Annotated in this window: 24 protein-coding genes, 1 tRNA gene and 1 riboswitch; of the genes, 14 read left to right on the top strand and 11 right to left on the bottom strand. The window is 62.4% G+C overall.

The window, feature by feature from the left end; all coding sequences use genetic code 11:
* Window positions 1-42: 42 nt before the first annotated feature.
* The 5 genes from EB233_RS31280 (at window position 43) to EB233_RS31300 (ending at window position 5,310) form a co-directional block, all read left to right on the top strand.
* Window positions 43-1,068 (top strand): glycosyltransferase family 2 protein, encoded by a 1,026-nt coding sequence (locus tag EB233_RS31280; protein WP_081294199.1) that lies wholly within the window; start codon window positions 43-45, stop codon window positions 1,066-1,068.
* Window positions 1,069-1,103: 35 nt separating this feature from the next.
* Window positions 1,104-1,556, top strand: a complete 453-nt coding sequence (locus EB233_RS31285; protein ID WP_064990609.1) for a GtrA family protein — start codon at window positions 1,104-1,106, stop codon at window positions 1,554-1,556.
* Window positions 1,553-3,043 carry a hypothetical protein gene (locus EB233_RS31290; protein ID WP_064990608.1) on the top strand — a complete coding sequence of 497 codons (1,491 nt, stop codon included), beginning with the start codon at window positions 1,553-1,555 and terminating at the stop codon, window positions 3,041-3,043. Before EB233_RS31285 ends, EB233_RS31290 begins: the two co-directional genes overlap by 4 nt.
* Window positions 3,044-3,252: 209 nt before the next feature.
* Complete coding sequence (locus tag EB233_RS31295; RefSeq protein ID WP_064990751.1) at window positions 3,253-5,139, top strand: acyltransferase family protein; 1,887 nt, start codon at window positions 3,253-3,255, stop codon at window positions 5,137-5,139.
* A gap of 97 nt (window positions 5,140-5,236) precedes the next feature.
* Window positions 5,237-5,310: transfer RNA gene (locus EB233_RS31300), tRNA-Gly, on the top strand.
* 137 nt (window positions 5,311-5,447) lie between these two features.
* Here EB233_RS31300 and EB233_RS31305 read toward each other — a convergent pair.
* Entirely contained in the window at window positions 5,448-5,987 is a 540-nt protein-coding gene (locus EB233_RS31305) for an inorganic diphosphatase (RefSeq protein WP_064990607.1), read from the bottom strand.
* 127 nt (window positions 5,988-6,114) lie between these two features.
* Between EB233_RS31305 and EB233_RS31310 the strand changes: the two genes are divergently transcribed.
* Complete coding sequence (locus EB233_RS31310) at window positions 6,115-6,333, top strand: hypothetical protein (protein ID WP_064990606.1); 219 nt, start codon at window positions 6,115-6,117, stop codon at window positions 6,331-6,333.
* On the opposite strand, the gene EB233_RS31315 is transcribed toward EB233_RS31310, so the two are convergent.
* Window positions 6,330-7,073: a Stf0 family sulfotransferase gene (locus tag EB233_RS31315; protein ID WP_244277715.1), complete on the bottom strand. Its 744-nt coding sequence runs from the start codon at window positions 7,071-7,073 to the stop codon at window positions 6,330-6,332. The genes EB233_RS31310 and EB233_RS31315 overlap by 4 nt on opposite strands.
* 205 nt (window positions 7,074-7,278) lie before the next feature.
* On the opposite strand from EB233_RS31315, the gene EB233_RS31320 reads away from it, so the two are divergent.
* Window positions 7,279-7,704, top strand: a complete 426-nt coding sequence (locus EB233_RS31320) for a hypothetical protein (protein WP_155765379.1) — start codon at window positions 7,279-7,281, stop codon at window positions 7,702-7,704.
* An 87-nt stretch (window positions 7,705-7,791) separates the two neighbouring features.
* On the opposite strand, the gene EB233_RS31325 is transcribed toward EB233_RS31320, so the two are convergent.
* Window positions 7,792-8,781 carry a LysR family transcriptional regulator gene (locus tag EB233_RS31325; RefSeq protein WP_064990602.1) on the bottom strand — a complete coding sequence of 330 codons (990 nt, stop codon included), beginning with the start codon at window positions 8,779-8,781 and terminating at the stop codon, window positions 7,792-7,794.
* Between the two features lie 313 nt (window positions 8,782-9,094).
* Here EB233_RS31325 and chvE point away from each other — a divergent pair, with 313 nt between their 5' ends.
* The 4 genes from chvE to araD1 all read left to right on the top strand — a co-directional run bounded on the left by chvE (window position 9,095) and on the right by araD1 (window position 14,462).
* Window positions 9,095-10,165, top strand: coding sequence for a multiple monosaccharide ABC transporter substrate-binding protein (chvE, locus tag EB233_RS31330; RefSeq protein WP_027054448.1), 1,071 nt, complete (start codon window positions 9,095-9,097; stop codon window positions 10,163-10,165).
* Between the two features lie 203 nt (window positions 10,166-10,368).
* The gene (gene mmsA, locus EB233_RS31335; protein WP_064990601.1) at window positions 10,369-11,901 is read left to right on the top strand and encodes a multiple monosaccharide ABC transporter ATP-binding protein; all 1,533 of its coding nucleotides are present in this window, start codon (window positions 10,369-10,371) and stop codon (window positions 11,899-11,901) included.
* Window positions 11,898-13,184 carry a multiple monosaccharide ABC transporter permease gene (gene mmsB, locus EB233_RS31340; RefSeq protein WP_064990600.1) on the top strand — a complete coding sequence of 429 codons (1,287 nt, stop codon included), beginning with the start codon at window positions 11,898-11,900 and terminating at the stop codon, window positions 13,182-13,184. Before mmsA ends, mmsB begins: the two co-directional genes overlap by 4 nt.
* A gap of 285 nt (window positions 13,185-13,469) precedes the next feature.
* Window positions 13,470-14,462, top strand: coding sequence for an AraD1 family protein (araD1, locus tag EB233_RS31345; protein ID WP_064990750.1), 993 nt, complete (start codon window positions 13,470-13,472; stop codon window positions 14,460-14,462).
* Between the two features lie 152 nt (window positions 14,463-14,614).
* Here araD1 and EB233_RS31350 read toward each other — a convergent pair whose 3' ends face one another.
* On the bottom strand, window positions 14,615-15,709 hold the full coding sequence (locus EB233_RS31350) for a 2'-deoxycytidine 5'-triphosphate deaminase (protein WP_064990599.1): 1,095 nt from the start codon (window positions 15,707-15,709) through the stop codon (window positions 14,615-14,617).
* Window positions 15,710-15,848: 139 nt separating this feature from the next.
* Window positions 15,849-15,926, top strand: a riboswitch (SAM riboswitch).
* Between the two features lie 56 nt (window positions 15,927-15,982).
* Here EB233_RS31350 and EB233_RS31355 point away from each other — a divergent pair.
* A complete protein-coding gene (locus EB233_RS31355) occupies window positions 15,983-17,173 on the top strand; it encodes an O-succinylhomoserine sulfhydrylase (RefSeq protein WP_064990598.1) in 1,191 nt (396 codons plus the stop codon).
* A 26-nt stretch (window positions 17,174-17,199) separates the two neighbouring features.
* On the opposite strand, the gene EB233_RS31360 is transcribed toward EB233_RS31355, so the two are convergent.
* Complete coding sequence (locus tag EB233_RS31360) at window positions 17,200-18,351, bottom strand: ceramide glucosyltransferase (RefSeq protein ID WP_064990597.1); 1,152 nt, start codon at window positions 18,349-18,351, stop codon at window positions 17,200-17,202.
* A gap of 217 nt (window positions 18,352-18,568) precedes the next feature.
* Here EB233_RS31360 and apaG point away from each other — a divergent pair, with 217 nt between their 5' ends.
* Window positions 18,569-18,961, top strand: coding sequence for a Co2+/Mg2+ efflux protein ApaG (gene apaG / locus EB233_RS31365; RefSeq protein ID WP_013897267.1), 393 nt, complete (start codon window positions 18,569-18,571; stop codon window positions 18,959-18,961).
* A gap of 233 nt (window positions 18,962-19,194) precedes the next feature.
* On the opposite strand, the gene EB233_RS31370 is transcribed toward apaG, so the two are convergent.
* The 3 genes from EB233_RS31370 to EB233_RS31380 form a co-directional block, all read right to left on the bottom strand.
* A complete protein-coding gene (locus tag EB233_RS31370; protein ID WP_081294171.1) occupies window positions 19,195-20,226 on the bottom strand; it encodes an Hsp33 family molecular chaperone in 1,032 nt (343 codons plus the stop codon).
* Window positions 20,227-20,356: 130 nt separating this feature from the next.
* The gene (gene argF / locus EB233_RS31375) at window positions 20,357-21,268 is read right to left on the bottom strand and encodes an ornithine carbamoyltransferase (protein ID WP_027054457.1); all 912 of its coding nucleotides are present in this window, start codon (window positions 21,266-21,268) and stop codon (window positions 20,357-20,359) included.
* A gap of 16 nt (window positions 21,269-21,284) precedes the next feature.
* Entirely contained in the window at window positions 21,285-22,484 is a 1,200-nt protein-coding gene (locus tag EB233_RS31380) for an aspartate aminotransferase family protein (protein ID WP_027054458.1), read from the bottom strand.
* A gap of 358 nt (window positions 22,485-22,842) precedes the next feature.
* Here EB233_RS31380 and EB233_RS31385 point away from each other — a divergent pair, with 358 nt between their 5' ends.
* The gene (locus EB233_RS31385) at window positions 22,843-23,361 is read left to right on the top strand and encodes a GcrA family cell cycle regulator (RefSeq protein WP_064990596.1); all 519 of its coding nucleotides are present in this window, start codon (window positions 22,843-22,845) and stop codon (window positions 23,359-23,361) included.
* 82 nt (window positions 23,362-23,443) lie between these two features.
* On the opposite strand, the gene EB233_RS31390 is transcribed toward EB233_RS31385, so the two are convergent.
* The 3 genes from EB233_RS31390 to EB233_RS31400 form a co-directional block, all read right to left on the bottom strand.
* Window positions 23,444-24,451 carry a magnesium and cobalt transport protein CorA gene (locus EB233_RS31390; protein ID WP_064990595.1) on the bottom strand — a complete coding sequence of 336 codons (1,008 nt, stop codon included), beginning with the start codon at window positions 24,449-24,451 and terminating at the stop codon, window positions 23,444-23,446.
* A gap of 96 nt (window positions 24,452-24,547) precedes the next feature.
* The gene (gene phoU / locus EB233_RS31395; protein ID WP_027054461.1) at window positions 24,548-25,273 is read right to left on the bottom strand and encodes a phosphate signaling complex protein PhoU; all 726 of its coding nucleotides are present in this window, start codon (window positions 25,271-25,273) and stop codon (window positions 24,548-24,550) included.
* 115 nt (window positions 25,274-25,388) lie between these two features.
* Window positions 25,389-26,654, bottom strand: coding sequence for an ATP-binding protein (locus EB233_RS31400; RefSeq protein WP_064990594.1), 1,266 nt, complete (start codon window positions 26,652-26,654; stop codon window positions 25,389-25,391).
* Window positions 26,655-26,688: the final 34 nt, after the last annotated feature.

Consider the following 26,688-nt stretch of genomic DNA (forward strand, 5'->3'; position numbering starts at 1 on the left):
AATTGCCGCTATTGCCATTGCAAGAGCGGGAGCCAGGCTTTGGTGGGAACGGGAAAAATCGGCGCGCACCGCGCAGTCACGCTGTCGGTCGTCGTGCCATGCTACAACGAGCGCGACGGCATGGCCGAGCTTCACCGACGCGTCAGTGCCGTATGCCTCGAGCACAGCCCTTCCTACGAGATCGTGCTTGTCATCGACGGGGCGACCGACGGCACCCGAGAGGCCATTTTCGAACTGGCCGAAAAGGACGACCATGTGGTCGCCATCGACCTTGCCCGCAATTACGGCCACCAGATCGCGCTCAGCGCGGGGCTGGAGTTCTGCCGCGGCGAGCGCATTCTCATTCTCGATGCCGACCTCCAGGATCCGCCCGAACTGCTCGGCGCGATGATGGCGACGATGGATGAAGGCTTCGATGTCGTCTATGGCCAGAGGGTGAAGCGCGACGGCGAAAGCTGGTTCAAGCTGGCTTCAGCCTCGATGTTCTACCGCTTGCTCGGCCGGATGGTCGATGTCGACATCGCGCCGGACTCCGGAGACTTCCGGCTGATGAGCCGCCGGGCGCTCGACCATCTGAATGCGATGCCCGAACGCTACAGGTTCATCCGTGGCATGGTCAGCTGGATCGGACTGAGGCAGGTCGCCTTCCCCTATGAAAGGCATCGGCGCTTTGCCGGCACCACCCACTACCCGCTGAAGAAGATGGTTCTTCTGGCGGTCGACGCGATGACGAGCTTTTCGATCGTGCCGTTGCGGTTTGCCTCGCTGCTGGGGATGATGTTCGGCCTGCTCGGCCTGGTCGTGCTTGGCTACACGCTGCTCGAATGGTCGAGGGGTAACGTCGTGCCCGGCTGGACGAGCCTTGCCGCGATCATGCTGATCCTGGGCAGTGTCCAGCTTCTGGTGCTTGGCATCTTCGGCGAGTATCTCGGCCGCATGTATATGGAGACGAAGCGGCGACCTCTCTATTTCGTCAGCGAAATCGTTTCGCGCGACCGGCCGGCCAAGGACAGCGACCTGCCCGTCCATCGCCTGCAGGAGATGGCGAAAAGAGCCGCGCGTGGCTGAGGCGAAGGTCGACCGGATGCAACGGGAACGGCAGGATGCGGTCGGCTCTTCCGTCTGATGTCTCGCGGATGCTGCGTTTTGGCGTCGTCGGGCTTCTCAACACGGCACTTGGATATTCGCTGATCCTGGCCGGGCTGACGCTGGGCCTCGGCGATATCGTCTCCAACGCGGCAGGCTACGCCGCGGGCCTCACCCTTGGCTTCTTCCTCAACCGCCAGTGGACGTTCGCGCGTGCCGGCGGCTTTCGCTCCGGCGCGGTCGCGCGATACGCGATCACCTTCATCGTCGCCTATGGCGCCAATCTCAGCGTCGTGATCGGAGGCATGTCTGCCGGCTTCATCGAGAACCCGTTTGTGCATCTGGCGGGAAATTGCCTCTACTCGGTCATCTTCTATCTCGGCTCGGCCCGGTTCGTCTTTGTCGGCGGCGCGGATGACGCCGACGCGCTGGCGGCAACGAACGCAAGTGGCCCGGAGCCGCAAACATGAACCAGGCCGCTGCAATCGCGACGGCGACGCCGTCGCTCGGGGACGCGCAACGCATCAGGCTGATATTCTGCTTTGTCTGCGCCTGCTTCGTCGCTGCTGTCCTCACCGCCTTTGCCGGTGCGATCCTGCAGGATCCCGACAATTGGTGGCAGGTGAAGGTCGGACTGGACTTCCTTGAAAACCGGACGTTTCCGGTCGTCGATCCCTATTCCTATACGTTTGCCGGCCAACCCTGGATCGCCAAGGAATGGCTGGGGCAGGTGTTTCTGGCCCTTGCCTACCGGGCGGGCGGTTGGAATGGCGTCGTCACATTGATCATCGCCACGGTCGGCCTGACCGTCTTCCTGACGGGATGGTTTCTCAGCGCCTGGCTGAAGCCGATACTGGCGATAGCGCTGGCCTTTGCCGCGGCTTTCCTGGTCGCCCCGATCTACACGGCGCGCCCCCACGTCTTCACCTTGCCGATCATCGTCGTCTGGACGGCAATGCTGTTTCGGGCCGCGCGAGAAGAGAGAGGCCCGCCTCTGTGGCTGCTCGCACTTGTCGTCCTGTGGGCCAATCTGCATGCCACGTTCACCCTGAGCTTCGTCATCGCCGGCTTCGCCGGGCTGGACCTGCTGTCGCGGATCGGCCTGTCGAAACCTGGACTCCTGGCAAAATGGGTCGCCTTCGGCCTGCTCTGCCCGCTGGTCAGCCTGATCCATCCCTATGGCGTGAAAGCCATCCTGGCGACGTTCACCGTGGCCTATGGCAACGAGGCGGTGCCGCTTATCCTGGAATGGCGACCGTTCAATGCGCAGGAGCAACTCTTCCAGGAAGCGGCGATTCTGCTGGCGCTCTTCGGGCTTTTGGTCTCGAGGCCGCGGATCGGCTGGGCCAAGGCGTTGTTCATCGTCTTCGCCTTGCATGTCTATCTCACCCATCTGCGATTTGTGTATCTGCCCTTCCTGTTGATCCCCGTGGTGATCGCGGCCGAGGTCGCACTGCAATACCCGTCACTCTCGACCACGACCTGGATGGCGGAAAAGCGTGACGGGCTGGAAAAACTCTTCGCCAGCCGGTTCTACGCGATCTGCGGCGCCATGGCTGTCTTGCTGGTCGGCGCGGTCCTGATCCTCGGCGGTGCCTACCAGGTGGCGCCGAGCCCGAAGACATCCGCCAGCGGCGCCCTCGCATTCGCCCGGGATCATCATTTGTCCGGCAACGTGCTGAATTCCTACAATTTCGGCGGCACGCTGATTTTCCACGGCATCAGGACCTACATCGACGGCAGGACGGACCAGTTGTTCCTGGGCGGGTTCACGAAAACCGACGAGGCGACGGGGCACAGCGACGGAAAAACGCTGCTCGAGGCCCAACTGAAGACATACGCGATCGGCTGGGCACTTCTTACAGCCGACGACACCCGGATCCCCTTCTTCGCCGAGCTGGGCTGGAAGCGGGCCTATGCGGATGACGATGCCGTGATCTACCTGCCCGGCGCCTGATTTTTCGGCGCCTGCGCAAATCGGGTTCGCCAATCGAATGCCGGTTTGCCTTGACACCTATGTTGCAGTGCAGCAAAGTTGCGCAACAGAGGATGGGCCTGTGTGACCAATGAACCGGCATTTTTCACAGCATCGGCACATCGCCGCATGAGCAGTGCTCCAAGCTGCGCCATGCGAATACCGCCGAGCACATCATGCGGAGCGGCCAGATGAACTACAGGCGCGACATCGATGGCCTGCGGGCGGTGGCGGTGCTGCCCGTCGTGCTCTTCCATTTCGGGGTGTCCGCCATTCCCGGCGGCTTCACCGGCGTCGACATCTTCTTCGTCATATCGGGTTATCTGATCAGCGGCAGTCTGCTCGACGATCTCGAGCGCGGCCAGTTCTCTATCGGCCGCTTCTACTGGCGCCGCGCGCGGCGCATCCTGCCGGCGCTGACCTTCGTCATCGTGCTTGCGAGCATCGCCGCCTGGTTCATCCTATTGCCGTCCGACCTTCACGAGTACAGCCTCAGCGTGATCGCGGCCTCGACCTTCTGGTCGAACATCTATTTCTGGAAGACGACCAACTATTTCTCCATCGACGCGGAACTGCGGCCACTGCTGCACACATGGTCGCTTTCGGTCGAGGAGCAGTATTACATCTTCGCGCCGATCCTCGTGTATCTGATCTACCGATACGCCTCGAAGCGCTGGCTGACGATATTGCTGCCGATTGCCATCGGCAGCTTTGCGCTGGCGGTCATGGCAACCACGCTGGCGCCGACCGCCGGCTTCTACCTGCTGCCGACGCGCATCTGGGAACTGGCGCTTGGCGCCATTCTGATGCTGAAAAAGCCGCCGGCGCCCGCCAGCCGTCCGCTGACGGAACTGATCGGCCTGACAGGTTTTGGCCTGATCGGCTTCGGCTTCCTGACGATTTCGGAGAGCGACCCGTTTCCGGGCTACAATGCCCTGTTTCCCTGCATCGGAACGGCGCTGCTGATCTATGCGGGCACCCCTCACGCCGACAGGCCGGTGCCTGTCGCCACGCAGTTGCTACAGCTCGCCCCGCTGGTCTGGGTCGGCCTCATCTCCTATTCGCTCTACCTCGTTCACTGGCCGATCAATTCGTTCGTCCACTATCTCTCGCTGAAAGCCATCGGCGTGCCGACGATCATGGCGATGACGGTGGCCAGCATCGCCCTGGCGACATTCTCGTGGCAGTATGTCGAGCAGCCCTTCCGCCGGAAGGGCGCCTTCACCGCTCCATTGCCGATCTTCGCCTTCTCGGCGACGGCGATCGCCTTGCTGTGCGCCGCCGGCGCGGCCGGTGCGCTGGGCAAGGGTTTTCCACAAAGGTTCCCGGACTTCTCCACGGAACGGGTGCTGGTGGGCGACTGGCGCAACGGCGTCTGTTTCAACGAGGGCGCGAGCCGCATCGAGAACTGGAACCTCGCCGACTGCACCCGCACGCATGGCTTTGCAACCAATGTACTGCTGTGGGGCGATTCCTTCGCCGCGCACTATGTATCGGGGCTGGAGGCCAATGCCGAGAAAATCCAGGCCAATGTCATCCAGTACACCTACGCCGGCTGCCCGCCCAACCTGACCTACTTCTCCTACGCCCGGCCAGCCTGCACTCGCTTCAACGAACGGGCGCTGTCGATCATCCGCGAGGCCAACATCCAGGCAGTGATCCTCAGCGGCCGATGGACCGACTACCAGGCCAGGGGCTTCGACGGCCTGCAGACGACGGTCGACCGGCTGCGTGACATGGGCGTCAAGGTCTATGTCATCGGCCAATCTCCGGAATTCATCGCCGACGTCCAGAAGATCGCCTTCTTCGCCAAGCGGGAGCATGTCGCAAACACGTCCTGGCCGATGGCGATGGATCCGGACATCAACAAACAGGTGCAGCTGTTCGTCAAAGGGGCAGATTTCATCGACCCGCTGGCCTATCTGTGCGACGCGGGCGGCTGTTCCTACGCCGACGCCGGCACCAGGCAGTTTCTCTACTTCGACTACGGTCATTTCTCTTCCGCCGGCGCGACGCTCGCCATCTCGAAATACTGGCCAAGCTTTGCCGCCAGCAACAAAGTCGCGAAGGCAAAATAGAAATCGCGGACCAGCGCCGAGGGAACTGCGAAAGCATCAATTTGAAGATCGCTTTGCGATTGCCCGAAGCCCGAACCTCATGGTAACGAGGGCGGGTGCGGGTATGATGTAATGGTAGCTTGTCAGCTTCCCAAGCTGAACGCGCGGGTTCGATTCCCGCTACCCGCTCCATACCAGTTCGTGCCGTGCACAACCGCAACCGGCCAACGAGGCGGGCGTGGTTCGAGTGGTCCATGATCTGCTTTCCGCTTGGGTTGAGCTGATCTAGCCCGCGAAAAGGCCTGCGGTTCCACCTTGTACCGGCAAGGCTAACGCTGGTGTCTGCGCCGAAAAGCCTTGACACCCTTGCTGAGCGATTTGGCGGCATCGGCTGCATCCTGCCAACCCTTCAGCTTGATGGTCTTGCCCGTGCCCAGCACGGAGGACAAGAAGAACTGTTCGATCTCCCGGCGCAAATCTTGCGACACGTGGTCTGCGGCCAAGGGCTTGTCTGGGGCATCCTCTTTGCGCGGGCAGAAAATGTAGCGATCGTTCCGGATTGCGTTTCCATCGGAATCCTTCTGCTTCACTCGCAGCGCGCCGAGCAAGTCGCACTGAATGACGACGCCAGGCGCCGTGGCCGCCTGATGGATCACCATGCCGTCGAGCGGATCCCCGTCATCGCCCAGGGTTGATGGCACAAATCCCCAATCATAGGGGTATGTGTTGCCGACCGGCAGCGGTCGCGAATATTGGAAGACGCCCCTTTTTGGCTCGTAAGCGAGTTTTGCCGCTGCCCCCCTCGGCGTTTCGACAACGACGCGAAACAGGCCTCCGGACTTCGTCGGAAGGTTCAAGAAGTTTGTCATGGCTCATCCATCCGAGTTCTCTTTCGCAGTAGCACGCGCGAAGAGGCAAAAGGTTCCCGTTCTGCCAGCGACGCGGGAACTGCTTTGGACGCCGGTTGTTCACACCGTAACCGAAAGGGAGAGTTCGATGGCTAAGGTTTCGCCCCATGCGCTGAAAGGTGTTGGCTACGTGATTTCGACCATAAGCGTCATATTGCTGGCGGTGGTCAGCTGGAAAAGTGCCTCACAAGATCCGATGCTTGCCTCATGCCTTCTCGGCGGTGCGGCAACGTCGATAGCGGGCATGTGCTGCCGCTGGGCTTCCTATGCGGTCGAAAAGCGCAGGCAGAGCCGGCACGGGATCTAAGCCTGGCCGATGCGCATCTGCTTCTTGAGAAGGAACCGGGCAAGGTTCTCGATATTCCGGGGCGCCACCTTCTTGGGCAGATGCGCCAGCAGGCCCCTGGATTTCGCGTCGCTCTGGAACCGCTCGGCCCACTCTTCGGTGCGGTTGTCGCGCTGCAGCCGCAAATTCGTTCTGAACTCCCCGTTCGGCATTTCAACCGATAGCTGCCGAGCCACGGATGCGACGTAGGGACGAGGATCCTCCAAGAGATCTTCGTAAAACAGATGATCGTAAGGCAGGTCGGCCATGCGCAAATAGGCCTCCCAGAAGGCATAGCTCTGCCCGATCAGGAAGTAGGCCTGGCAGATACCGGCGAAGTCGTATTGCGGAACCATATCAGCGCCGTCCATCGTGCTTCTCCAACGACCTGACGCCTTCGCCCGGCAGTAGGAGATCGCTTGGCGAAGACGGTCCCGGCGCTCGAGCAGGACCACGCCCATGGCATGACGCCGGACGCATTCGGCGAGGAAGTCGGTGCCGTACTTCGCCTGCGACCAGTCGAGGTGCCGTGGAAACAGTTTGACAGCGAACCTGGCATTGGCGGTCCCGCCGCGATCAATCACGGCCGACAGGAGTTCGTCGAAGGATTTCGGCCTGAAGCCCAATGTATCCGTATCGAGCCATTCAGCCGACTGGCCCAGTATTCCGGTACTGTTTGCCAGGCTGCCCAGCCATTCGGAGCCACTGCGGGCTTCGGTCACTATCGCAACACCTCTCATGCGTAGGGGTTGCCGCTGACCTGTAAATGTATGGCCGGTCCAGGATATGGTTCTGCTCCTTCTGCTGGCCCCCTGCCCGACAGCAATTCAATTAGAAACATCTAATGTGATTCGGTCAAATCAATCTTGGGCTGGTAGACCGTTTCGTCACTGTTGGTTGTCGGGGACCGATTGCACGACGCAAACCTTGAACTCGGGCATCCGTGGTGACGACACCGGCCACGCTGCCGTGGCCGGTCTCGCCAACGAGCCGTTACAGCCAAACGCCGAGCCATACACGCTCGCGCCAGCAACGGACATGACGTCGCCCATGGCGCCAATAGCGACGGCAAACCCGTCTCCAGCCGCGACGGCGCCCGTGGCGACGGCGCCACCGGCCGTGGTGGCCATGATGCCAGCGGCGATGGGAGACCTGCTCCACCTCGACGTCGTCATCGCCTTCGAAGACAGCCGGATCCGGCTTGTCCAGTTGATCGAGAATTCCGTTGCCCTGGGGAACACCTGCGACGGCGCGGCCGGGGCCAGCTACGCCCGCGAATGCCACGGCCCCCGCAACGCCCAGCAGTCCTGTAAGAAACAACCGACGTTCCATCAAAACCTCCCGAGTTGTTGACCACCGGCAGCTCATTCCCTCTCGCCCAAAACGGACTCCAGCGAGCATGCCGATTGGCCTGAACGCGCCAGTGCCGCTCCGGTTCCATCATCCCACTTCGCGCAGGATGAAATCGTGCAGCATCTTGGCGGCCGGCGAAAGCGCGCGGTTCCTGACAGTGATCAGGCTGTAGGGCCTGACCTCGATGTCGAATTCGGTCTGGACGACATCGATGGCGCCGGCGAGCCCCTCGGGATTCTGGATGAACTTCGCCACCTGCACCGAAACCGGCGCGATGGCGTCGGACTGGGCGACCATGACCAGCGTCAAGAGCAACGAGCTGGTGTTGAGGATCCGGTCCGGCAGAGCGATGTTGCGGTTGAGGAAATTGCTCTCCATCGCCTGGCGCAGCGGCGAGCCGCCCGACTGGAAGACCCAGTCATAGGCGGCGGTGTCTTCCAGCCGCACCACGCCGCCTCTGGTGAGCGGGTGACCACGGCGCACGATCAGGCAGGCTTTCTCGACGCCGATGACACGCGATTCGAACAGCCGCGGATTGAGGTCGTCGGGGATGCGCGCGATGATGAAATCATGGCGCGTGGCGATCAGTTCGCGCGCCAGCACATTGGAGGTCTCGACCTGCATGGTGATCTCGATGCGTGGATATATGCGGCGGATTTCGCGGATCGCCGGCACCGCCAGCTCGATCGCCGGCGCCGTCACGGCACCGAGAAACACGGAGCCGCCCTTGCCCGCCTTGAGCTCGGAAATCTCGCGATCGACCTCTCGCATCTCCAGCAGGATAGAACGCGCACGCCTTGCCAGCGCCTTGCCGTAGGGCGTCAGCGTGATGCCGCGCGGCAGCCTCTCGCACAGCTTGACCTCGAGCACCGCCTCCATCTCGCCGATCATGCGCGACGCCGCCGGCTGCGAAATGTTCATGACCTGCGCCGCCGCGCTCACCCGGCCATGGTCGTCGAGCGCGACGATCATGCGCATGTGCCGCAGGCTGAGGCCGCTGCGCAGCAGGGTTTCGCCATCACCCGGGGTATCATTATAACTATTTGAGACCGCAGCCGGATTCCGTAACGCCGCCATGGTTTCTCCCTACCTCCGCTTGCAACCCCCGGCATGTGCCGGCAAGCTGTCATCCCCCATAGCGTATACCACTTGTGATATAGCAACCATCAAAGATCGCATTTGACAGTTATGGCAAAAGGGTCACAACGTCAGCGTGTTCCGGGACGCAACGGTCGCCGACGATGAAAATCGTATCGATTGAAATCAGCGGCTCGGGACCATGGGAGGATACCGGAGATCGATATGACGGCAGTGGCGCCTTGGCGCTTCTGCACGATTGCGCGGCCCGCGACCCCCGGGGTGCCGCGTCCATCAACCAGGGAGAGTTTAAGTGAAAATCATCAAGACACTGGCCGCAGTCGCGGCGCTTGGCATCGCTGCCATGACCTATTCGGCGCATGCAGCCGACAAAGGTCTTGTCGGCGTGCTGATGCCGACCAAGACTTCGCAGCGCTGGATCAACGACGGCGACGCCGTCAAGTCCCAGCTCGAGGCTCTCGGCTACACGGTCGACCTGCAGTATGCGCAGGACGACATCCCCAACCAGCTCAGCCAGCTGGAAAACGAAATCACCAAGGGCCCGAAGGCGCTGATCATCGCCTCGATCGACGGCACTACCCTTTCGGATGCGCTGCAGAAGGCCGCTGATGCGGGCGTCGTCGTCGTTGCCTATGACCGCCTGATCAAGAAGACCAAGAATGTCGACTACTACACCACCTTCGACAATTTCGGCGTCGGCGTGATCCAGGCCAATTCACTGGTCAAGGGCCTCAAGGAGCGCTTCCCGAACACCAAGCCGTGGAACGTCGAACTGTTCGGCGGCTCGCCCGACGACAACAACGCCTTCTTCTTCTACAATGGTGCGATTTCCGTCCTGCAGCCGCTGATCGACAACGGCTCGATCAAGATCAAGTCCGGCCAGATGGGTATGGACAAGGTCGGTACGCTGCGCTGGCTGGCGGCGACTGCTCAGGCCCGCATGGACAACCTGCTGTCGGCCAACTACTCGGACGGCAGCCGCGTCGATGGTGTTCTGTCGCCCTATGATGGCCTGTCGCGCGGCATCACCGCCTCGCTGCGCGCCGTCGGCTACGGCACGGCCGCTCAGCCCTGGCCGATCGTGACCGGCCAGGACGCCGAGACCGCCTCGGTCAAGCTGATCATCACGGGCGAGCAGTACTCGACCGTGTTCAAGGACACCCGCGACCTCGCCAAGGCCACCGTCGGTCTGGTTGACAAGGTGCTGTCGGGCGGCAAGCCTGACGGCCTCGACGAAAAGACCTACAACAACGACGTCAAGGTCGTTCCCTCGATCCTGCTGACGCCGCATGAGGTCGACAAGTCGAACTACCAGAAGCTGGTCGTCGACTCCGGCTACATCAAGGCCGAAGACCTGAAGTAATCTCTGTTACAAAGATAGGGGTCCTGCCCAACGCAGGGCCCCTTTCCGTTCGCAAGCGACCCCGGTATTGTTTCAGCCGGACTTAAAGCGCGTCGGTTGCGATCCGATCCATGCGATGCGCTTTAAGTATTTGTTTCCGTGCATGTCGTTGTCTCGAACCGCTGGCACTTTTGAGCGACATGCGACAGGAGGAGCCTGGCCTTATGACTTCGACGATTTTGGAGATGCGCGACATCACCAAGACGTTCCCGGGCGTGAAGGCGCTGTCGAACGTCAACCTCAGCGTCGAGGAAGGCGAGATCCACGCCGTGGTCGGCGAGAACGGCGCCGGCAAGTCGACGCTGATGAAGGTGCTGTCAGGCGTCTACCCCGCGGGCACCTATGACGGCCAGATCGTCTTTCAGGGTCAGGAATGCCAGTTCAAGGGCATCCATGACAGCGAACACAAGGGCATTGTCATCATCCACCAGGAGCTTGCCCTGGTGCCGATGCTGTCAATCACCGAAAACATCTTCCTCGGCAACGAGAACGCCCGCTACGGCGTGATCGACTGGGATGCCAACGAGGCGCGCACCGCCGCCCTGTTGAAGAAGGTGGGCCTCAAGGAGGACCCCAAGACACTGATCACCAATATCGGCGTCGGCAAGCAGCAGTTGGTCGAGATCGCCAAGGCGCTGAGCAAGGACGTCAAGCTTCTGATCCTCGACGAGCCGACCGCGTCGCTCAGTGAAAAGGACAGCCAGGCGCTGCTCGACCTTTTGCTCGAATTCAAGCGGCAAGGCATGACCTCGATCCTGATCTCGCACAAGCTGAACGAAATCAACCGGGTCGCCGACAAGGTCACCGTCATCCGTGACGGGCGCACCATCGAGACGCTGGCCAAGAAGGACATCTCCGAGGACCGCATCATCACCTCGATGGTCGGCCGCTCGCTCGACGACCGCTATCCGCCGCGCGAGCCTAACATCGGCGAAGTCGTGTTCGAGGTGAAGAACTGGTCGGTCTATCACCCGCTGCATGCCGAGCGGCAGGTGATCAAGGGCATCGACATCAACGTGCGCAAGGGCGAGGTGGTCGGGATAGCCGGACTGATGGGTGCCGGCCGCACCGAATTCGCCATGAGCCTGTTCGGCCGCTCCTACGGCCGTCGCATCACCGGCGAGGTGCTCCTCAAGGGCAAGCCGGTCGACGTCTCGTCGGTGAGCAAGGCGGTCCAACACGGCATCGCCTACGTGACCGAGGATCGCAAGACCTACGGTCTCAACCTCATCGACCATATCAAGCACAACATAACGCTCGCCAATCTCGGCGGCGTGTCGCGCCACAGCGTGATCGACGATTTGCGCGAACTGGCCGTTGCCAACGACTATCGCAAGAAGACCAATATCCGCGCTTCCAGCGTGTATCAGTTGACCGGCAATCTTTCCGGCGGCAACCAGCAGAAGGTGGTGCTGTCGAAATGGCTGTTCGCCGACCCGGACGTTCTGATCCTCGACGAGCCGACACGCGGTATCGACGTCGGCGCCAAGTACGAAATCTACACGATCATCGCGCGGCTTGCCTCGGAAGGTAAGGCGATCGTGGTCATCTCGTCGGAGATGCCGGAATTGCTCGGCATCACCGACCGCATCTACGTCATGAACGAAGGCCGCATCGTCGGCGAAATGGCCGCGGCGGACGCAAGCCAGGAAAAAATAATGCGCGCCATCGTTCGCGGAGAAGGAAAAGCAGCATGAGCACCGAAAGCGCCCCCGCCCCACAGGGCAACATCGCCGAAGAACAGCGCCCACGCATTGCCGTCTCGGCGCTGACGACGAACCTGCGCGAATACGGTCTGATCATCGCGCTGATCGTCATCATGCTGTTCTTCCAGTTCACCACGTCGGGAACGCTGTTCAAGCCGGTCAACCTCAGCAATCTGGTGCAGCAGAACTCGTTCATCATCGTGATGGCACTGGGCATGCTGCTGGTCATCGTTTCCGGCTACATCGACCTCAGCGTCGGATCGGTCGCCGGCTTCATCGGCGCGCTGGCGGCGAACATGATGGTCATCTGGCAGCTCGGACCGCTCAGCAATCCGCTGGTGGTTTCGATCGTCTGCCTGATCGTCGGCGGCCTGATCGGCGCGGCGCAAGGCTATTGGATCGCCTATCACCGCATACCGAGCTTCATCGTCACGCTGGCCGGCATGCTGATCTTCCGCGGCATCTGCCAGGCGCTGCTGGGCGGCGGATCCTCGGTCGGGCCACTTCCGGACGACTTCAAGGCACTGAGCTCCGGCTTCATTCCGGATGTGATCGGCCCGCTGACGCTGATCCCGCCGACGGTGAACGCGGCCGGAAAGACCATCCTGGGCAGTGGCCTGACGCTGCACATGACGACGGTCGTGCTTGGCCTGATCGCCGTGGTGGCCTATGCCTATTTCGGGCTCCGCACTCGGCGCAAGCGCGAACGCCATGGCTACGAGGCCGAGCCCTTTGCCCTGTTCGTCATCAAGACGCTGGTTGCCAGCGCGCTGGCTCTGTTCCTGGTCTATGAGTTCGCCAGCTATCGCGGGTTGCCGGTGGTGCTGCTCGTCATGGGCGTGCTGATCACGTTGTTCGTCTTCGTCACCAAGCGCATGACAATCGGCCGCCGTATCTACGCGATGGGCGGCAACCCCAAGGCGGCGCAGCTGTCGGGCATCAATACCGAGCGGCTGACGCTGCTGGTGTTCATCAATATGGGCGTGCTGTCGGCGCTAGGCGGTCTGATCATCGCGGCGCGGCTCGGCCAGGCCGTGCCGGCGGCGGGTCTCGGTTCGGAACTCGACGTCATCGCCGCCGTGTTCATCGGTGGCGCCTCGGCAATGGGCGGCGTCGGCCAGGTCATCGGCGCCGTGGTCGGCGGCTTTATCATGGGCGTGATGAACAACGGCATGTCGATCATGGGCGTCAATGTCGACTGGCAGCAGGTGGTCAAAGGCCTGGTGCTGCTCGGCGCCGTGATCTTCGACGTCTACAACAAGAACAAGGCCTGACAGGACCAGTTCCAGGAAAGCGTATCGCGGTTTCCCACAGGAATTGCGTAGAACAAAATACTGGAGCGGCCGAACCGCTCCGACGAGGCAACAAGAAAGGCATACGGGTCACATCGCGGCGCTGCCGGCAACCGTCCGGCACCAAGAAGTTCCCTGAAGGAACCAAGCCCCACGATCGCAATCCGAACGGAGAATTACACCCGTGGCATGGGCGACGACCCGGCCGCGCTTGGGAAGGTTTGCCGCAGCGGCAGCCATGCCAAGGCACATGAGAGAGGATTGATCATGCTGATCTCGCAGATTCTCGACGACGCCGAGACGATCCGTGTCGTTGCCCGCAGTGGCGGCAAGACCCGGATCATCAACGGCGCCCGCAGCGTCTATTCGCTGGCGATGGAAGCCGCCCGCACGGGCGTCGGCCTTGCCACCCTGATCGAGCGCAAGGGGCTCGGCGAGACGATCGATCTCGATGCCGCCTACAAAAAGGGGCGACTGTTGTCGCCGATCAATCACCCCGATCCGGCCCACCTGCATCTCACCGGCACCGGACTGACGCATCTCGGCTCGGCGGCGACGCGCGATTCCATGCACAAGAAGCTCAGCACCGATGGCGAGGAGCAGCTCACTGATTCCATGAAGATGTTCCGCATGGGACTGGAGGGCGGCAAGCCCGCCAAGGGCCAGATCGGCGTGCAGCCGGAGTGGTTCTACAAGGGCAACGGCACCATGGCCGTGGCGCCGGGTGCCGCACTCCTGTCCCCGGCCTTCGCCAAGGACGCCGGCGAAGAACCCGAGATCGCCGGCATCTATGTCATCGGCGATGACGGCGCGCCTTTTCGTGTCGGATTTACGCTGTCGAACGAATTTTCCGACCATGTGACCGAGCGCGTGAACTATCTGTTCCTTGCCCATTCCAAGCTGCGCAACGCCTCGTTCGGACCGGAGATCCTGATCGGCGACCTGCCTTCCGATATCAGGGGCACTTCGCGCATCGTGCGTGACGGCAACACGCTATGGGAAAAGCCCTTCCTGTCGGGCGAAGCCAACATGTCACACACCATCGCCAATCTCGAACATCATCATTTCAAGTATTCGGCCTTCCGCCAGCCGGGCGACGTGCACGTACACATGTTCGGCACGGCGACGCTGTCGTTCGCCGACGGCATCAAGACCGAGGCCGGCGATATGTTCGAGATAGAGGCCGGGGATTTCGGCCTGCCGCTGCGCAATCCGCTCGAGATCGAAAAGCCGGTGAAGGTGGTGGTGAAGGCGCTGTGAGGCGGGCCAGAGGGGAGTTCGCAGCCGATCCATTCGTCATTCTAGGGCGGAGCAAGGAGCGAAGCGACGCGCGCAGACCCTAGAATGACGGAGAACGGGGCGGCGGGACCGCGCTCCCTTCTGCCTTGCCGGGCATCTCTCTTACTAGGACCTCAGCGCGCCGCGCGGAAATGCTTGGAGAGCTTCAGGCCCTGCGCCTGGTAGTTGGAGCCGAGATCGGTGCCGTAGAGCGCCTGCGGCCGCTTGAGCATATGCTCGTAGACCAGCCGTCCGACGATCTGGCCATGGTCGAGGATGAACGGCACTTCATGGCTGCGCACTTCGAGCACGGCCCGGCTGCCGGTGCCGCCTGACGCCGAATGGCCGAAGCCCGGATCGAAGAAACCGGCATAGTGGACGCGGAATTCGCCGACCAGCGGATCGAAGGGTGTCATCTCGGCGGCGTAGAGCGGCGGCACATGCACCGCTTCCTGGCTGACGAGGATGTAGAATTCGTCGGGATCGAGCACCAGTTCGCCGGCGCCGCTCTTGTGGATCGGCTCCCAGAAATCGACGACATCCTGCGCCGCGCGCTTGTCGACATCGACAAGGCCGGTGTGATGCTTGCCGCGATAGCCGACCAGCCCGTCACTGTCGCCCTTGAGGTCGATCGACAGCGCGATGCCACCGCCCGAAATATTCGGCGGCTCGGTCGCGACCAGCATCTGCGCGGTATGCAATTCATGCAGTTCGGCTTCCGAGAGCAGGGCGTTGCCGGTGCGGAAGCGGATCTGCGACAGGCGCGAGCCGGTGCGCACGACGATCGGAAACGTGCGCGGGCTGACTTCGAGGTAGAGGGGACCGTTGTAGCCGGCGGCGATCTTGTCGAACTCGTGGCCACGGTCGGTCATGACACGGGTAAAGATGTCGAGCCGTCCGGTCGAGCTCTTCGGATTGGCGGAAGCGGACACGGTCGACGACAGCGCAAGGCTTTCCAGCAGCGGCACGATGTAAACACAACCCGTTTCCAGCACGGCGCCATCGGCGAGGCTGAACTCATGCAGCTTCAGCCGGTCGAGTTTGTCGACAACCCGATGATCGGGGCCGGGCAGAAAGGAGGCGCGTACGCGGAAGGCCGTGTCGCCGAGCCTGAGATCGAGGCTCGCCGGCTGGATCTGGTCGGCATCGAGCGCGCGCGGCGACTTCAGCGCGCCGGACTGGAACAGCGCCGAAATGTCCTGATCGGGAAGAATGCCTGTCTGCCGCAAAGTCTGGCTCCGCTCGAAGGCCGGTCTCTTTGTGGCAGGTTCTTGCCGCAAAACCGCTGGACACTCTTGCGGAACCTGCCTGGTACAAACCTCTTAATGAAGCCGGCAATTGACGCAAGCGTGGTACGGGTCTAAAGGGTCGTTATCCCGTGGTGATTTGGCCGGTCGGCTTGCAGCCACGTTAAACAAGTCGCTAAAGGACCGTTGGCCGCGAGGCCGTATGGACCGGTTGCGACTTTCGCGGCCGGTTTTTTTGTGTCTGGAACAAAAGCGATGAGCAGCAAGAAGCGCAACTGGAAGCCTCAAACAGCCCTCGTGCATGGCGGAACCCTGCGTTCCCAATTCGGCGAGACCTCCGAGGCGATGTACCTGACCCAGGGCTATGTCTATGAAACGGCGCAGGCGGCCGAAGCCCGTTTCAAGGGCGAGGAACCTGGCTTCATCTATTCGCGCTACGCAAATCCGACCGTCGACATGTTCGAGAAGCGCATGTGCGCGCTGGAAGGCGCGGAGGACGCACGCGCCACGGCATCGGGCATGGCGGCGGTGACCGCGGCGCTTCTGTGCAGCGTCAAGGCCGGCGACCATATCGTGGCGGCGCGCGCGTTGTTCGGCTCCTGCCGCTGGGTGGTGGACACGCTGGCGCCGCGCTACGGCATCGAGGCGACCTTGGTCGATGGCACCGATATCGCCAATTGGGAAAAGGCGGTCAGGCCGAACACCAAGCTGTTCTTCCTGGAAAGCCCGACCAACCCGACGCTGGAAGTGGTCGACATCGCCGCTGTCGCATCGCTCGCCAATTCGATCGGCGCGCGGCTTGTCGTTGACAATGTCTTCGCCACCCCGCTGCAGCAGAAGCCGTTGCAGCTTGGCGCCCACATCGTCGTCTATTCGGCGACCAAGCACATCGATGGCCAGGGCCGTTGCCTCGGTGGCGTCATCTTGTCGGACAAGAAGTGGATCGACGAGAACCTGCACGACTATTTCCGCCACACCGGCCCCAGCCTGTCGCCGTTCAATGCCTGGACGCTGCTGAAGGGCTTGGAGACGCTGCCGGTGCGCGTGCGCCAGCAAACGGAGAGCGCGGCTAAGATCGCCGACTTCCTCGCCGGGCAACCGCAGATCGCCCGCGTCATCTATCCCGGCCGCGCCGACCATCCGCAGGCCGATATCGTCAAGAAGCAGATGTCCGGCGGTTCGACGTTGATCTGCCTGGACGTCAAGGGCGGCAAGCAGACGGCCTTCGCCGTGCAAAACGCGCTCGACATCGTGCTGATCTCCAACAATCTCGGCGATGCCAAGAGCCTGATCACCCATCCGGCGACGACGACGCACAAGAATTTGAGCGACGAGGCGCGCGCCGAGCTCGGCATCGGGGCTGGGACGCTCAGGCTGTCGGTCGGCCTGGAGGACACCGACGACCTTCTGGAGGACATCGCGCAGGCATTGCAGGCCGCCAAGTAGGGTTGCCAGGCCGCGCCGCGCGGCAATCAAGCGCGCGATGGCGTCTCTTCCAGTTCGGCGGCCTTGGTGCCTATGGTCATCGCATTGCCGCGCCAGTCGACGGCACCGCCGAGCCAGCCGCGTGCCCACATCGCCGGCAAGATCAGGTCGCGTACCATGATCGCCGCGACCATGCGCGGCGACAGGTACCAGCCCTTGGACCAGGCCAGCGCGCATTCCGGAAGGTAGAAGGCCACCAGCACGGCGATGGCCGTGAACGGGAGGCTGAGGCCGGCGCTTGCCGCCGCAACCAGCGCAAGCACCAGCGGCACAACCGCGCCGGTGAGGATTTCGGGCGCGAAGAACAGCGGGAAGGTGACCCGGCGCAGGCGCGCCCAGCGGGCCTGGCGCGACCAGATCTCGCCAAACCTACGCCGGCCAAGCGGCTGCTCGAAGGGCGCGGCGACGAGATTGACGCGCAGGCCAAGCCCATTGACCAGCTTGGTCGCGGCCGCGTCCTCGGCGATTTCGGCGGCCAGCGCGCGGATACCGCCATTGGCATCCAGCATCGGCTTGTTCCATAGCATGCTCTTTCCCTGGGCAAAGCCGAGGCCGAGCGCCTCGCCGGCATACTGCCATCGCGCCTGCAGCGTGTTGAGGAAGGCGCATTCGACCTCGGCCCAGAAGCCATCCGGCCGCGAACCGATCGGTGTCGAACAGACAAGGCCGGTGCCTGGCCGCCACGCCGCCATCAGATGCTGGATGTAGTCCCTCGGCATCAGCACGTTGGAGTCGGCCAGGACGACCCAATCGTGCCGCGCGGCTTCCCAGCCCTTGACGCAATTGTTGAGCTTGGGATTGGCGCTGACACGGTCGTCACCGATCAACAGCCGGGCCGGCACTTTTGGAGAGCGGCCAATGGCGGCGCGGATCAATTTGACCACCGGGTCGTCGGCATGGGCGACGCAGAAGATCAACTCGTAGCGCGGCCAGTCGAGCGAGAAGGCGCGTTCCAGCGTCTCCCGCGTGAACGGCTCGACGCCACGCACAGGTACGATAATCGACACCGGCGGCGATTTACCGGTTGGCCGCGCGATTGTGGCGCGCCGTTTCAGCTGCGAAGCGGCAAGCAAAATACTGGCTGAGTTTGAAAGGATAAGAGCAGTCGAAAGCGAGGCGGCTATGAGAGTGAGTTCCATCGAGATTTGGTCACTCCAGAAGAGACGGCCCGCATCGTGGCCGCTTTCAACAGACAGGGCGCCCGAGTCGCCCGTCCGCGCACACCACCATTGTCATGTGTCACTCAAATGACATTGTTTGCCGGCACGTGCCTTTCAGGACAGGGCGCGACAAGACGCGCATGTTGACCTGCCCGTCGGGAGCACCGAAAGGTATCGGATTGTTTTGGAGCCGCTTATGTACCGCGCCGTCACGCGCAACATCGAAGTGCAGGTCAGGCCGTTCTACCTCGAGGACCGTTCCGATCCTTCCGAGAACCGTTATGTCTGGGGATATCAGATAACGATCGACAACCAGTCGGACGAATTCGTGCAGCTTCTGTCGCGCTATTGGCACATCACCGACGGTACCGGCCGGGTCGAGGAAGTAAGCGGCCCGGGCGTCGTCGGCGACCAGCCCGAACTCAATCCGGGCGACAGCTATCAATACACATCCGGCTGCCCGCTCTCGACGCCGTCAGGCATCATGGTCGGGCGCTACACGATGCGCAACAAGCGTGGCGAGACATTCGATATCGCCATCCCGGCGTTTTCGCTCGACCTTCCGGGGACGCGGCGCACGGTGAATTAGCCTCTTTCTCCCCGTTTCACGGGGCGTTGAGGAAACGGTCCGCGTAGCGGACGAAAAGCCAATTGCTTGGCTTTTCGAGTAACGAACCTCCGGCAGGACAATCAGGGGCGGCGCCGACTCGGGAGACTTGTCTTCCCGCTCGATGCGCACTGCTGCCATCTAGCGAAAGTCGGTGCTGCCCGTCATCCGCCCTTCGGGCACCTTCTCCCCGTGAACGGGGAGAAGGAAAAGACTCACTGCCTCGCAAACTCCGCCGGGTCGAAGTCATACTGCGTCGAGCAGAACTCGCAGGCGACGTGGATACCGCCGTCCTCGGTCGAGTCCTTGATCTCCTGCGCGGAAAAACCCTCGAGGATACCGCGGATCTTGTCGCGCGAGCATGAGCATTGGTCAGCGACGGGGACGCCGCCGAAGACGCGCACGCCATGCTCGTGGAACAAGCGATAAAGCAGCCGTTCGGCGCCGACCGTCGGGTCGATCAGTTCGGTCGGCTCGATGGTGCCGAGAAGTGCCAGCAATTCCTGCCAGGAATTGTCGGCCGGATCGTTCGTCACGTCGCGCGGATCGCCGTCGCCGCCCGAAATGTCTGGAACGCGCATGCGCTCGGGCGACTGGGGCAGGAACTGCGCCAGGATGCCGCCGGCACGCCACTGCTCACGTGCACCGCCGTGGGCGGGCGTCAACAGTTTGGCGACCGAGAGCCTGATATCCGTCGGGATCTGCTCCGACTGGCGGAAATAGGTGCGCGCCGCGTCTTCCAGCGTTTCGCCGTCAAGCTGGACGATGCCCTGATAGCGCTGGGTGTGAGCGCCCTGGTCGATGGTCAGCGCCAGCACGCCGCTGCCGAGCAGCGTCTGCTGCGACGTCTCGCCCGCCGCAACCAATGCCTCGAGCCGATCGGCGTCGAAGCGCGCATAGGCACGCAGGGCCGAGGGCGTCGTGAAATCCGCCACCAGCATGTCGACCGGCCCGTCGGTGCGGGTCTGCAGGATGAACTTACCTTCGAATTTGAGCGAGGTGCCGAGCAGCACCGTCAACACACAGGCTTCCGCCAGCAGGCGGGCCACCGGCTCGGGATAGTCGTGGCGGCCAAGGATAGCGTCGAGCATCGGTCCGAGTTGGACCGTGCGGCCGCGCACGTCGAGCGGGCCGACCTCAAAAGGCACGACGTGATCGTCGCCGGCATAGCCGAATTCGCCGAGTTTGGGGTGATATTCGGTCACTTGATGCGTTTCCAACATGACAATACTCCAGGGCGCGGCCATGCCGCCCTCCTGGGGTGCATGCGTCCAAACGCGCTTGATTTGCGTGATGCGGCGCAGATAGGCATCGCGCCCCCGCAGATCAAGCGCCCGTGCACTTCAAGCACCAAGACACGTCAAGCACCAAGACACATCAAGCACCAAGACACCAGGCGAGCACCGCCTTCTGGGCGTGGAGCCGGTTCTCGGCTTCGTCGAAGACCACCGAATGCGGCCCGTCGATGACCTCGTCGGTCACCTCCTCGCCGCGATGCGCCGGCAGGCAGTGCATGAACAGCGCGTCCGGTTTGGCATGCGCCATCAGCTTGGCATTGACCTGGTAGGGCGAGAACACATTGTGGCCGCGGGCGCGATGCTCCTGGCCCATCGATACCCAGCAATCGGTGACGATGCAGTCAGCCTGGTCGACTGCCTCCTCGGGCGAGCGGGTGAAATGCAGCTTGCCGCCATGCGACTTGGACCAGTCGACATGCTTCTGCGCCGGCTCGCTGCCTTCGGGCACGGCGACATTGAGGTTGAAGCGGAAACGCGCCGAGGCCTCGATCAACGAGTGCAGCACATTGTTGCCGTCACCGGTCCAGGCGATGGTCTTGCCTGCCACCGGACCGCGATGCTCCTCGAAGGTCATGATGTCGGCCATCAGCTGGCATGGATGGGTGTCGTCGGTCAGTCCGTTGATCACCGGAACCGTGGCATTCTCGGTCAGCTCCAGCAACCGGTCGTGCGAGGTGGTGCGGATCATGATCGCGTCGACATAGCGCGACAGCACCTTGGCGGTATCGGCGATGGTTTCGGAGCGGCCGAGCTGCATCTCGGTGCCGGTCAGCATGATGGTTTCGCCGCCCAACTGGCGCATGCCGACGTCGAAGGAGACGCGCGTGCGCGTCGACGGCTTGTCGAAGATCATCGCCAGCACCTTGCCTTCGAGCGGCCGGGTGCGCTCACCGGCCTTGAGGCGTGCCTTTCGCACCACCGCGTCGTCCAGCATGAAGCGCAGGTCGCCCTCGGAAACGGTGGAAAGATCGGTGAAATGGCGAACAGACATCAGCAATATTCCGGAATTACTTCGCGGCGGCCACGGCGATGGCATCCGCCAGGCCTTTGGCACCGGCGCGGATGCGATTGAGCGCTTCGTGGATCTCGGCGTCGGTGACAGTGAGCGGCGGCAACAGGCGGATGACGTTGTCGCCGGCCGGAACCGCCAGCAAATGCTGGTCGCGCAGCGCCATGTTCACCTTGGCGTTGGGCATGGCGCATTTGAGACCCAGCATCAGGCCAGTGCCCCTGATGTCTTCGATGACATCGGGAAACTCGTCGGCGATCGCCGCAAGGCCCTGCTTCATCAGCAGCGCCTTGCGCTGGACGTCTTCGAGGAAGCCATCTTCCAGCACCACATCGAGCACGGCATTGCCGACCGCCATGGCCAGCGGATTGCCGCCGAACGTGGTGCCGTGCACGCCCGGCGTCATGCCGACCACGGCCTCGTCGGTGGCCAGGCACGCGCCCATCGGGAAGCCACCGCCAATGCCCTTGGCGATCGCCATGATGTCGGGCGTCACGCCCGTCCACTCATGCGCGAACAGCTTTCCGGTGCGGCCGATGCCGCACTGGACCTCGTCGAAGATCAAGAGCAGGCCGTGCTGATCGCAGAGCTGGCGCAGCCGCTTCAACGATTGCGTCGGCACCGGGCGGATGCCGCCCTCCCCCTGCACCGGTTCGATCAGGATCGCGGCGGTTTCCGCCGTGATCGCCTTTTCGGCCGCATCGATGTCGTCGAAGCCGACCTGGTCGAAGCCTTCAACCTTGGGACCGAAACCTTCGAGGTATTTGAATTGGCCGCCGGCCGCGATGGTCGCCAGCGTACGGCCATGGAAGGCGCCTTCGAAGGTGATGACGCGGAAGCGCTCGGGATGGCCCTTGACGAACTGGTAGCGCCGCGCCGTCTTGATCGCGCATTCCAGCGCCTCGGCGCCGGAATTGGTGAAGAACACCTTGTCGGCGAAAGTGGCATCGGCCAGGCGCTCGGCAAGCCGGCTCTGCCCGGGAATCTCATAGAGATTGGAGACATGCCAGAGCTTACCCGCCTGTTCGGTGAGAGCCGCGACCAGATGCGGATGGCTGTGGCCGAGCGAATTGACCGCGATGCCGCCGGCAAAATCCAGATATCGCTCGCCCTTGTCGGTAACCAGCCAGGTGCCTTCCCCATGGTCGAAAGCCAGGGGTGCGCGAGCAAAGGTCTCGTAAAGCGCCGAACCGCTCATTATATGCGTCTCCGGTACCGGAAAATCAAAAAAGCCGCCAAAGCGGCGGCCTTGTGCGGCTTATCGTGTTTTTCGGCCATGAAGTCAACGAAAACGTCGCGTAGTGGCGCGCGGCAAGCACTCCGACAAGACGCCGGCTCATCAGCGACCGGGCAAGTTGGGGAAAACCGAAAAAACCGATTCGTGTTGCACTTGGGACTCTTGTCACCGAGTCAGCGCATAAGGTAATTGTAGTCGAGAAATAACTAGATTTCGTGCGGCGGACCTAATCACCAGGTATATGTGGTGTCTGCCCCAGCAGTGGTGCTGGGTCGGGAATGGATTCTGACTGCCGCACGCTTAGCAGGAGCGCGGTCTCATGAACTGGACTGACGAGCGGGTCGAACTTCTCAGAAAATTGTGGTCGGAGGGTCTGAGCGCAAGCCAGATTGCCGCCCAGCTTGGAGGGGTGAGCCGCAATGCTGTCATCGGCAAGGTGCACCGGCTTAAGCTGTCGGGCCGCGGCCGCGCAACGGCGACGCCTGCGCGCCAGAAGAAAACGGCACAGGGATCGACCGTTCAGAAATCGGTGGCGCGCGCCGCAAGCACGCAACGCCACGTGACGACATCGATCGGCGCGACGGCGCTGCAGACGCAATTCGACGCCGAACCGGTGACACGGCACTATATCCGCCCGGTCGAGAACGTCGTGGTACCGATCTCACGGCATCTGCAGCTCGTGGAGCTGACCGAGCGCACCTGCAAATGGCCGAACGGCGATCCGCTGTCGGAGGACTTCAACTTCTGCGGTAACGAGGCCGCCGAAACCGGCCCCTACTGCAAGTATCACGCCCGCGTCGCCTTCCAGCCGGCGGCGGAGCGCAGACGCAATCGCTGAGGGGAATAGGGCAGTAAGGCAGTAGGGCAATATGTTTCGAGCCGCGCTGAAGAGCGCCTTATGCTAACCTACCGCCCTGTCTTCACAGCCACCCATTCTTGCGGAACCGCCAGTAGAGAAACGCGCAGATCAGCGCGATGGTGGTCAGCACGATAGGGTAGCCATATTCCATCTTCAGTTCCGGCATGTCGGTGAAGTTCATGCCGTAGATGCCGGCTAGTGCCGTCGGCACCGCCAGGATGGCCGCCCAGGAGGCGAGTTTCTTCGAAATCGCCGTTTCCTGGCTTTGACCGACCAGCAGACTGGCTTCGAACGCGAATGCCAGCACCTCGCGCAAACTGTCGATCTTTTCCTGGACGGTGCGGATGTGGTCGGTCACGTCACGGAACAGCGGGTGCATGGCCGAATGGATCTGCGGCAGCTCGGCGCTGGTCAGCCGGCGGCAGACTTCCACCAGCGGCAGTGCCGCATTGCGCAGGCGCAGGAGATCGCGGCGCAGCATGTAGAGCCGTTCGATGTCGGGACCGGTCATCGGCTTCAGAAGGACCTTGTCCTCGATCGCCTCGACCTCGTCCTCGATCTGCTCGAGCACGGGCATGTAATTGTCGACGATGAAATCCAGAATGGCGTAGAGGACGAAATCCTCGCCCTTGGCCAGCGAATGCGGGCAGCTTTCCCAGTGCTGGCGAACAGCTGCGTAGGAGGTCGACGGGCCATGCCTGACGCTGACGATGTAGCCCGAGCCGACGAACAGATGCGTCTCGCCGAAAGTCACCCGTCCTTCTATCAACTGCGCGGTGCGGGCGACGATGAACAGCGCATCGCCATACTGCTCGATCTTCGGCCGCTGGTGCGGATGCTCGGCATCCTCGATAGCCAGCTCATGCAGATGGAACTGCGCCCTGACGCGCAACAGCAGTTCGCGATCCGGTTCGAGCAGCCCGATCCAGACGACATGTCCCGATTTCTTGGCCCATTCGCCAGCTTCCTCGATCGGAATGTCGGCAATGCGCCGCCCAGCCGTATAGACACTGGAGGCGATGATGCCTGATGTCGACGCCGCGGGCTTGAACTCTCGGACATATTCCATCGCAGCCTCCTGAACGCAGGACCTCCATCAAGGCCTGAGAAGCTTAACGCCGGGGTAGTTTAGCGCAATATGATCCAGCGTTCGAGAGGACGAACGTCATTTCGCCGGAAGCGCCGCGGACAGGCTGATCTTGTCCGTCTTGTCGCCCTTCGGCCGCTCGGCCGGCATCTGGTCGCCGGTGACGATATAATAGATGGTCTCGGCGATGTTGGTGGCATGATCGCCGATGCGCTCGATATTCTTGGCGCAAAACAGCAGATGTGTGCAGGACGTGATGTTGCGCGGATCCTCCATCATATAGGTCAGCAATTCGCGAAACAGCGACGTGTACATGGCGTCGATCTGGTCGTCGCGGTCGCGCACGAAGCCGATCTTTTCGACCGAGCGCGAGGCATAGACGTCGAGAACTTCCTTGAGCTGGGTCAACGCCAGATTGGCCAGCGCCTCCAGGCCCCGGAACAGGCTGGTCGGCTGGCGGCCGTCGATGACGGCCACCACGCGTTTAGCAACGTTCTTGCCGAGGTCGCCGACCCGTTCGAGATCGGCGGAAATCCGGATGGCGCCGACGATCTCGCGCAGGTCCGTCGCCATCGGCTGGCGTTTGGCGATGATGATGATCGCCTTGTCGTCGATTTCCCGCTGTCCTTCGTCCAGCACCGCGTCGTCACGAATGACCTTCTGGGCTAGTCCCGGATCGGCATTGACGAGAGCGGCGACCGCCTGCTCGACCATACGCTCGGCATGGCCGCCCATCGCGGCGATGCGCTTCGACAGGTATTTCAGCTCCTCGTCATAGGCGCTCATTATGTGCACGGACTGCATGGATGAAATGCCTTCCCACGTGTTCTTGAACTTTGAGTCGTTTCCTCGAATCCCCGCTGATACGCTAGCCGGATGACAGAAAAAAGAAACGGTCCCGTGGAAAACTAGGGCAATATCAGTGCGCCGGCAAATAAACCGAGAAGGCAGCGCCCTTGCCGACCTCTGACTTGATCGACAGCCTGGCGTTATGACGCGTCAGGATGTGCTTGACGATCGACAAGCCTAGGCCCGTACCTTTCTGGGTCCGGCTGGTCTCGACGTCGACGCGGTAGAAGCGCTCGGTGATGCGCGGAATGTGCTCCTCGGGAATGCCCGGGCCGAAATCCCTGATGGTCACCTCGATGCCGGGTTCTGAAACGTCATCGGCGTGCGCGATCGTCACCAGGACGCGACCTCCCGATTGGCCATATTTGCAGGCGTTTTCCAGGAGGTTCTCGAAGACCTGGAACAGCTCGTCGCGATCGCCCGGCACGTCGAGAGGGCCCTTGGCGAAATCGCGCTCGATGACAAGGCCGTTTTCGCGGGCAAGCGGGGCCAATGAGTCGATGACGCTGTCGACGGTCTGGCGCAGATCGACCTCGGTTCCCGGCTTGAGATAGGGCTTCATCTCGAGCCGCGACAGCGACAACAGATCGTCGATCAGGCGCGCCATGCGGCCGGTCTGGTTCTGCATGATTTGCAGGAATTGCTCGCGCGCCGCCGGATCGTTGCGGGCCGGTCCACGCAGCGTCTCGATGAACCCGGCGATCGAGGCGAGCGGGGTGCGCAATTCGTGACTGGCGTTGGCGATGAAGTCGGCGCGCATGCGGTCGATACGCCGCGCCTCGCTCTGGTCCTTGAACACCAACACATAGAGGTCGGTGCCGTGCCCGACCGAGGACGCGCTGACCCGGTAGGCCCGCTCGACTGGCAGCTTCTCGGTATAGTCGACGACATCCGAGGCGACCGTTCCCGACAGCACGCTGTCAAGCAGGGCCTGCATTTCCGGGGCCCGGAACTTCAGCGGCAGCGATATGCCCGGCGCAATGCCGCCAAAGGCGGCAAAGGCGGCGGCATTGGCGTGCACGATGGTAGCGGCATGGTCGAAAATGATGAGCGGGTCGGCGACGGCCGCGGCCAGATATTCGCCCGACAGGCGCTGCAGGCCTATTGCCTCGATCGCGGAAGCATCCTCGGCGGACTGGCGCAGGCCGCCGGCCGGGAGCATCGCGGCTGCCAGCAAGAGAAACAGCGCCAGCACCAGGACGTAGGCGGAAACACTGGCGAAGGCAAAGGCGATCAGGACTGCCAAGACGCCAGCCGCAAGCAGCCAGCGGCTCTGCCACAGCCTGACAGCAATGGCGTGCGCCATGCCTTTCTGTTCTGCGTCCAGCTCGGTCATTCGCTTGCGCGCCCGCGTCCCATGCCCGATCCGT

The organism is Mesorhizobium erdmanii (assembly GCF_013170725.1).
GTDB lineage: Bacteria > Pseudomonadota > Alphaproteobacteria > Rhizobiales > Rhizobiaceae > Mesorhizobium > Mesorhizobium erdmanii.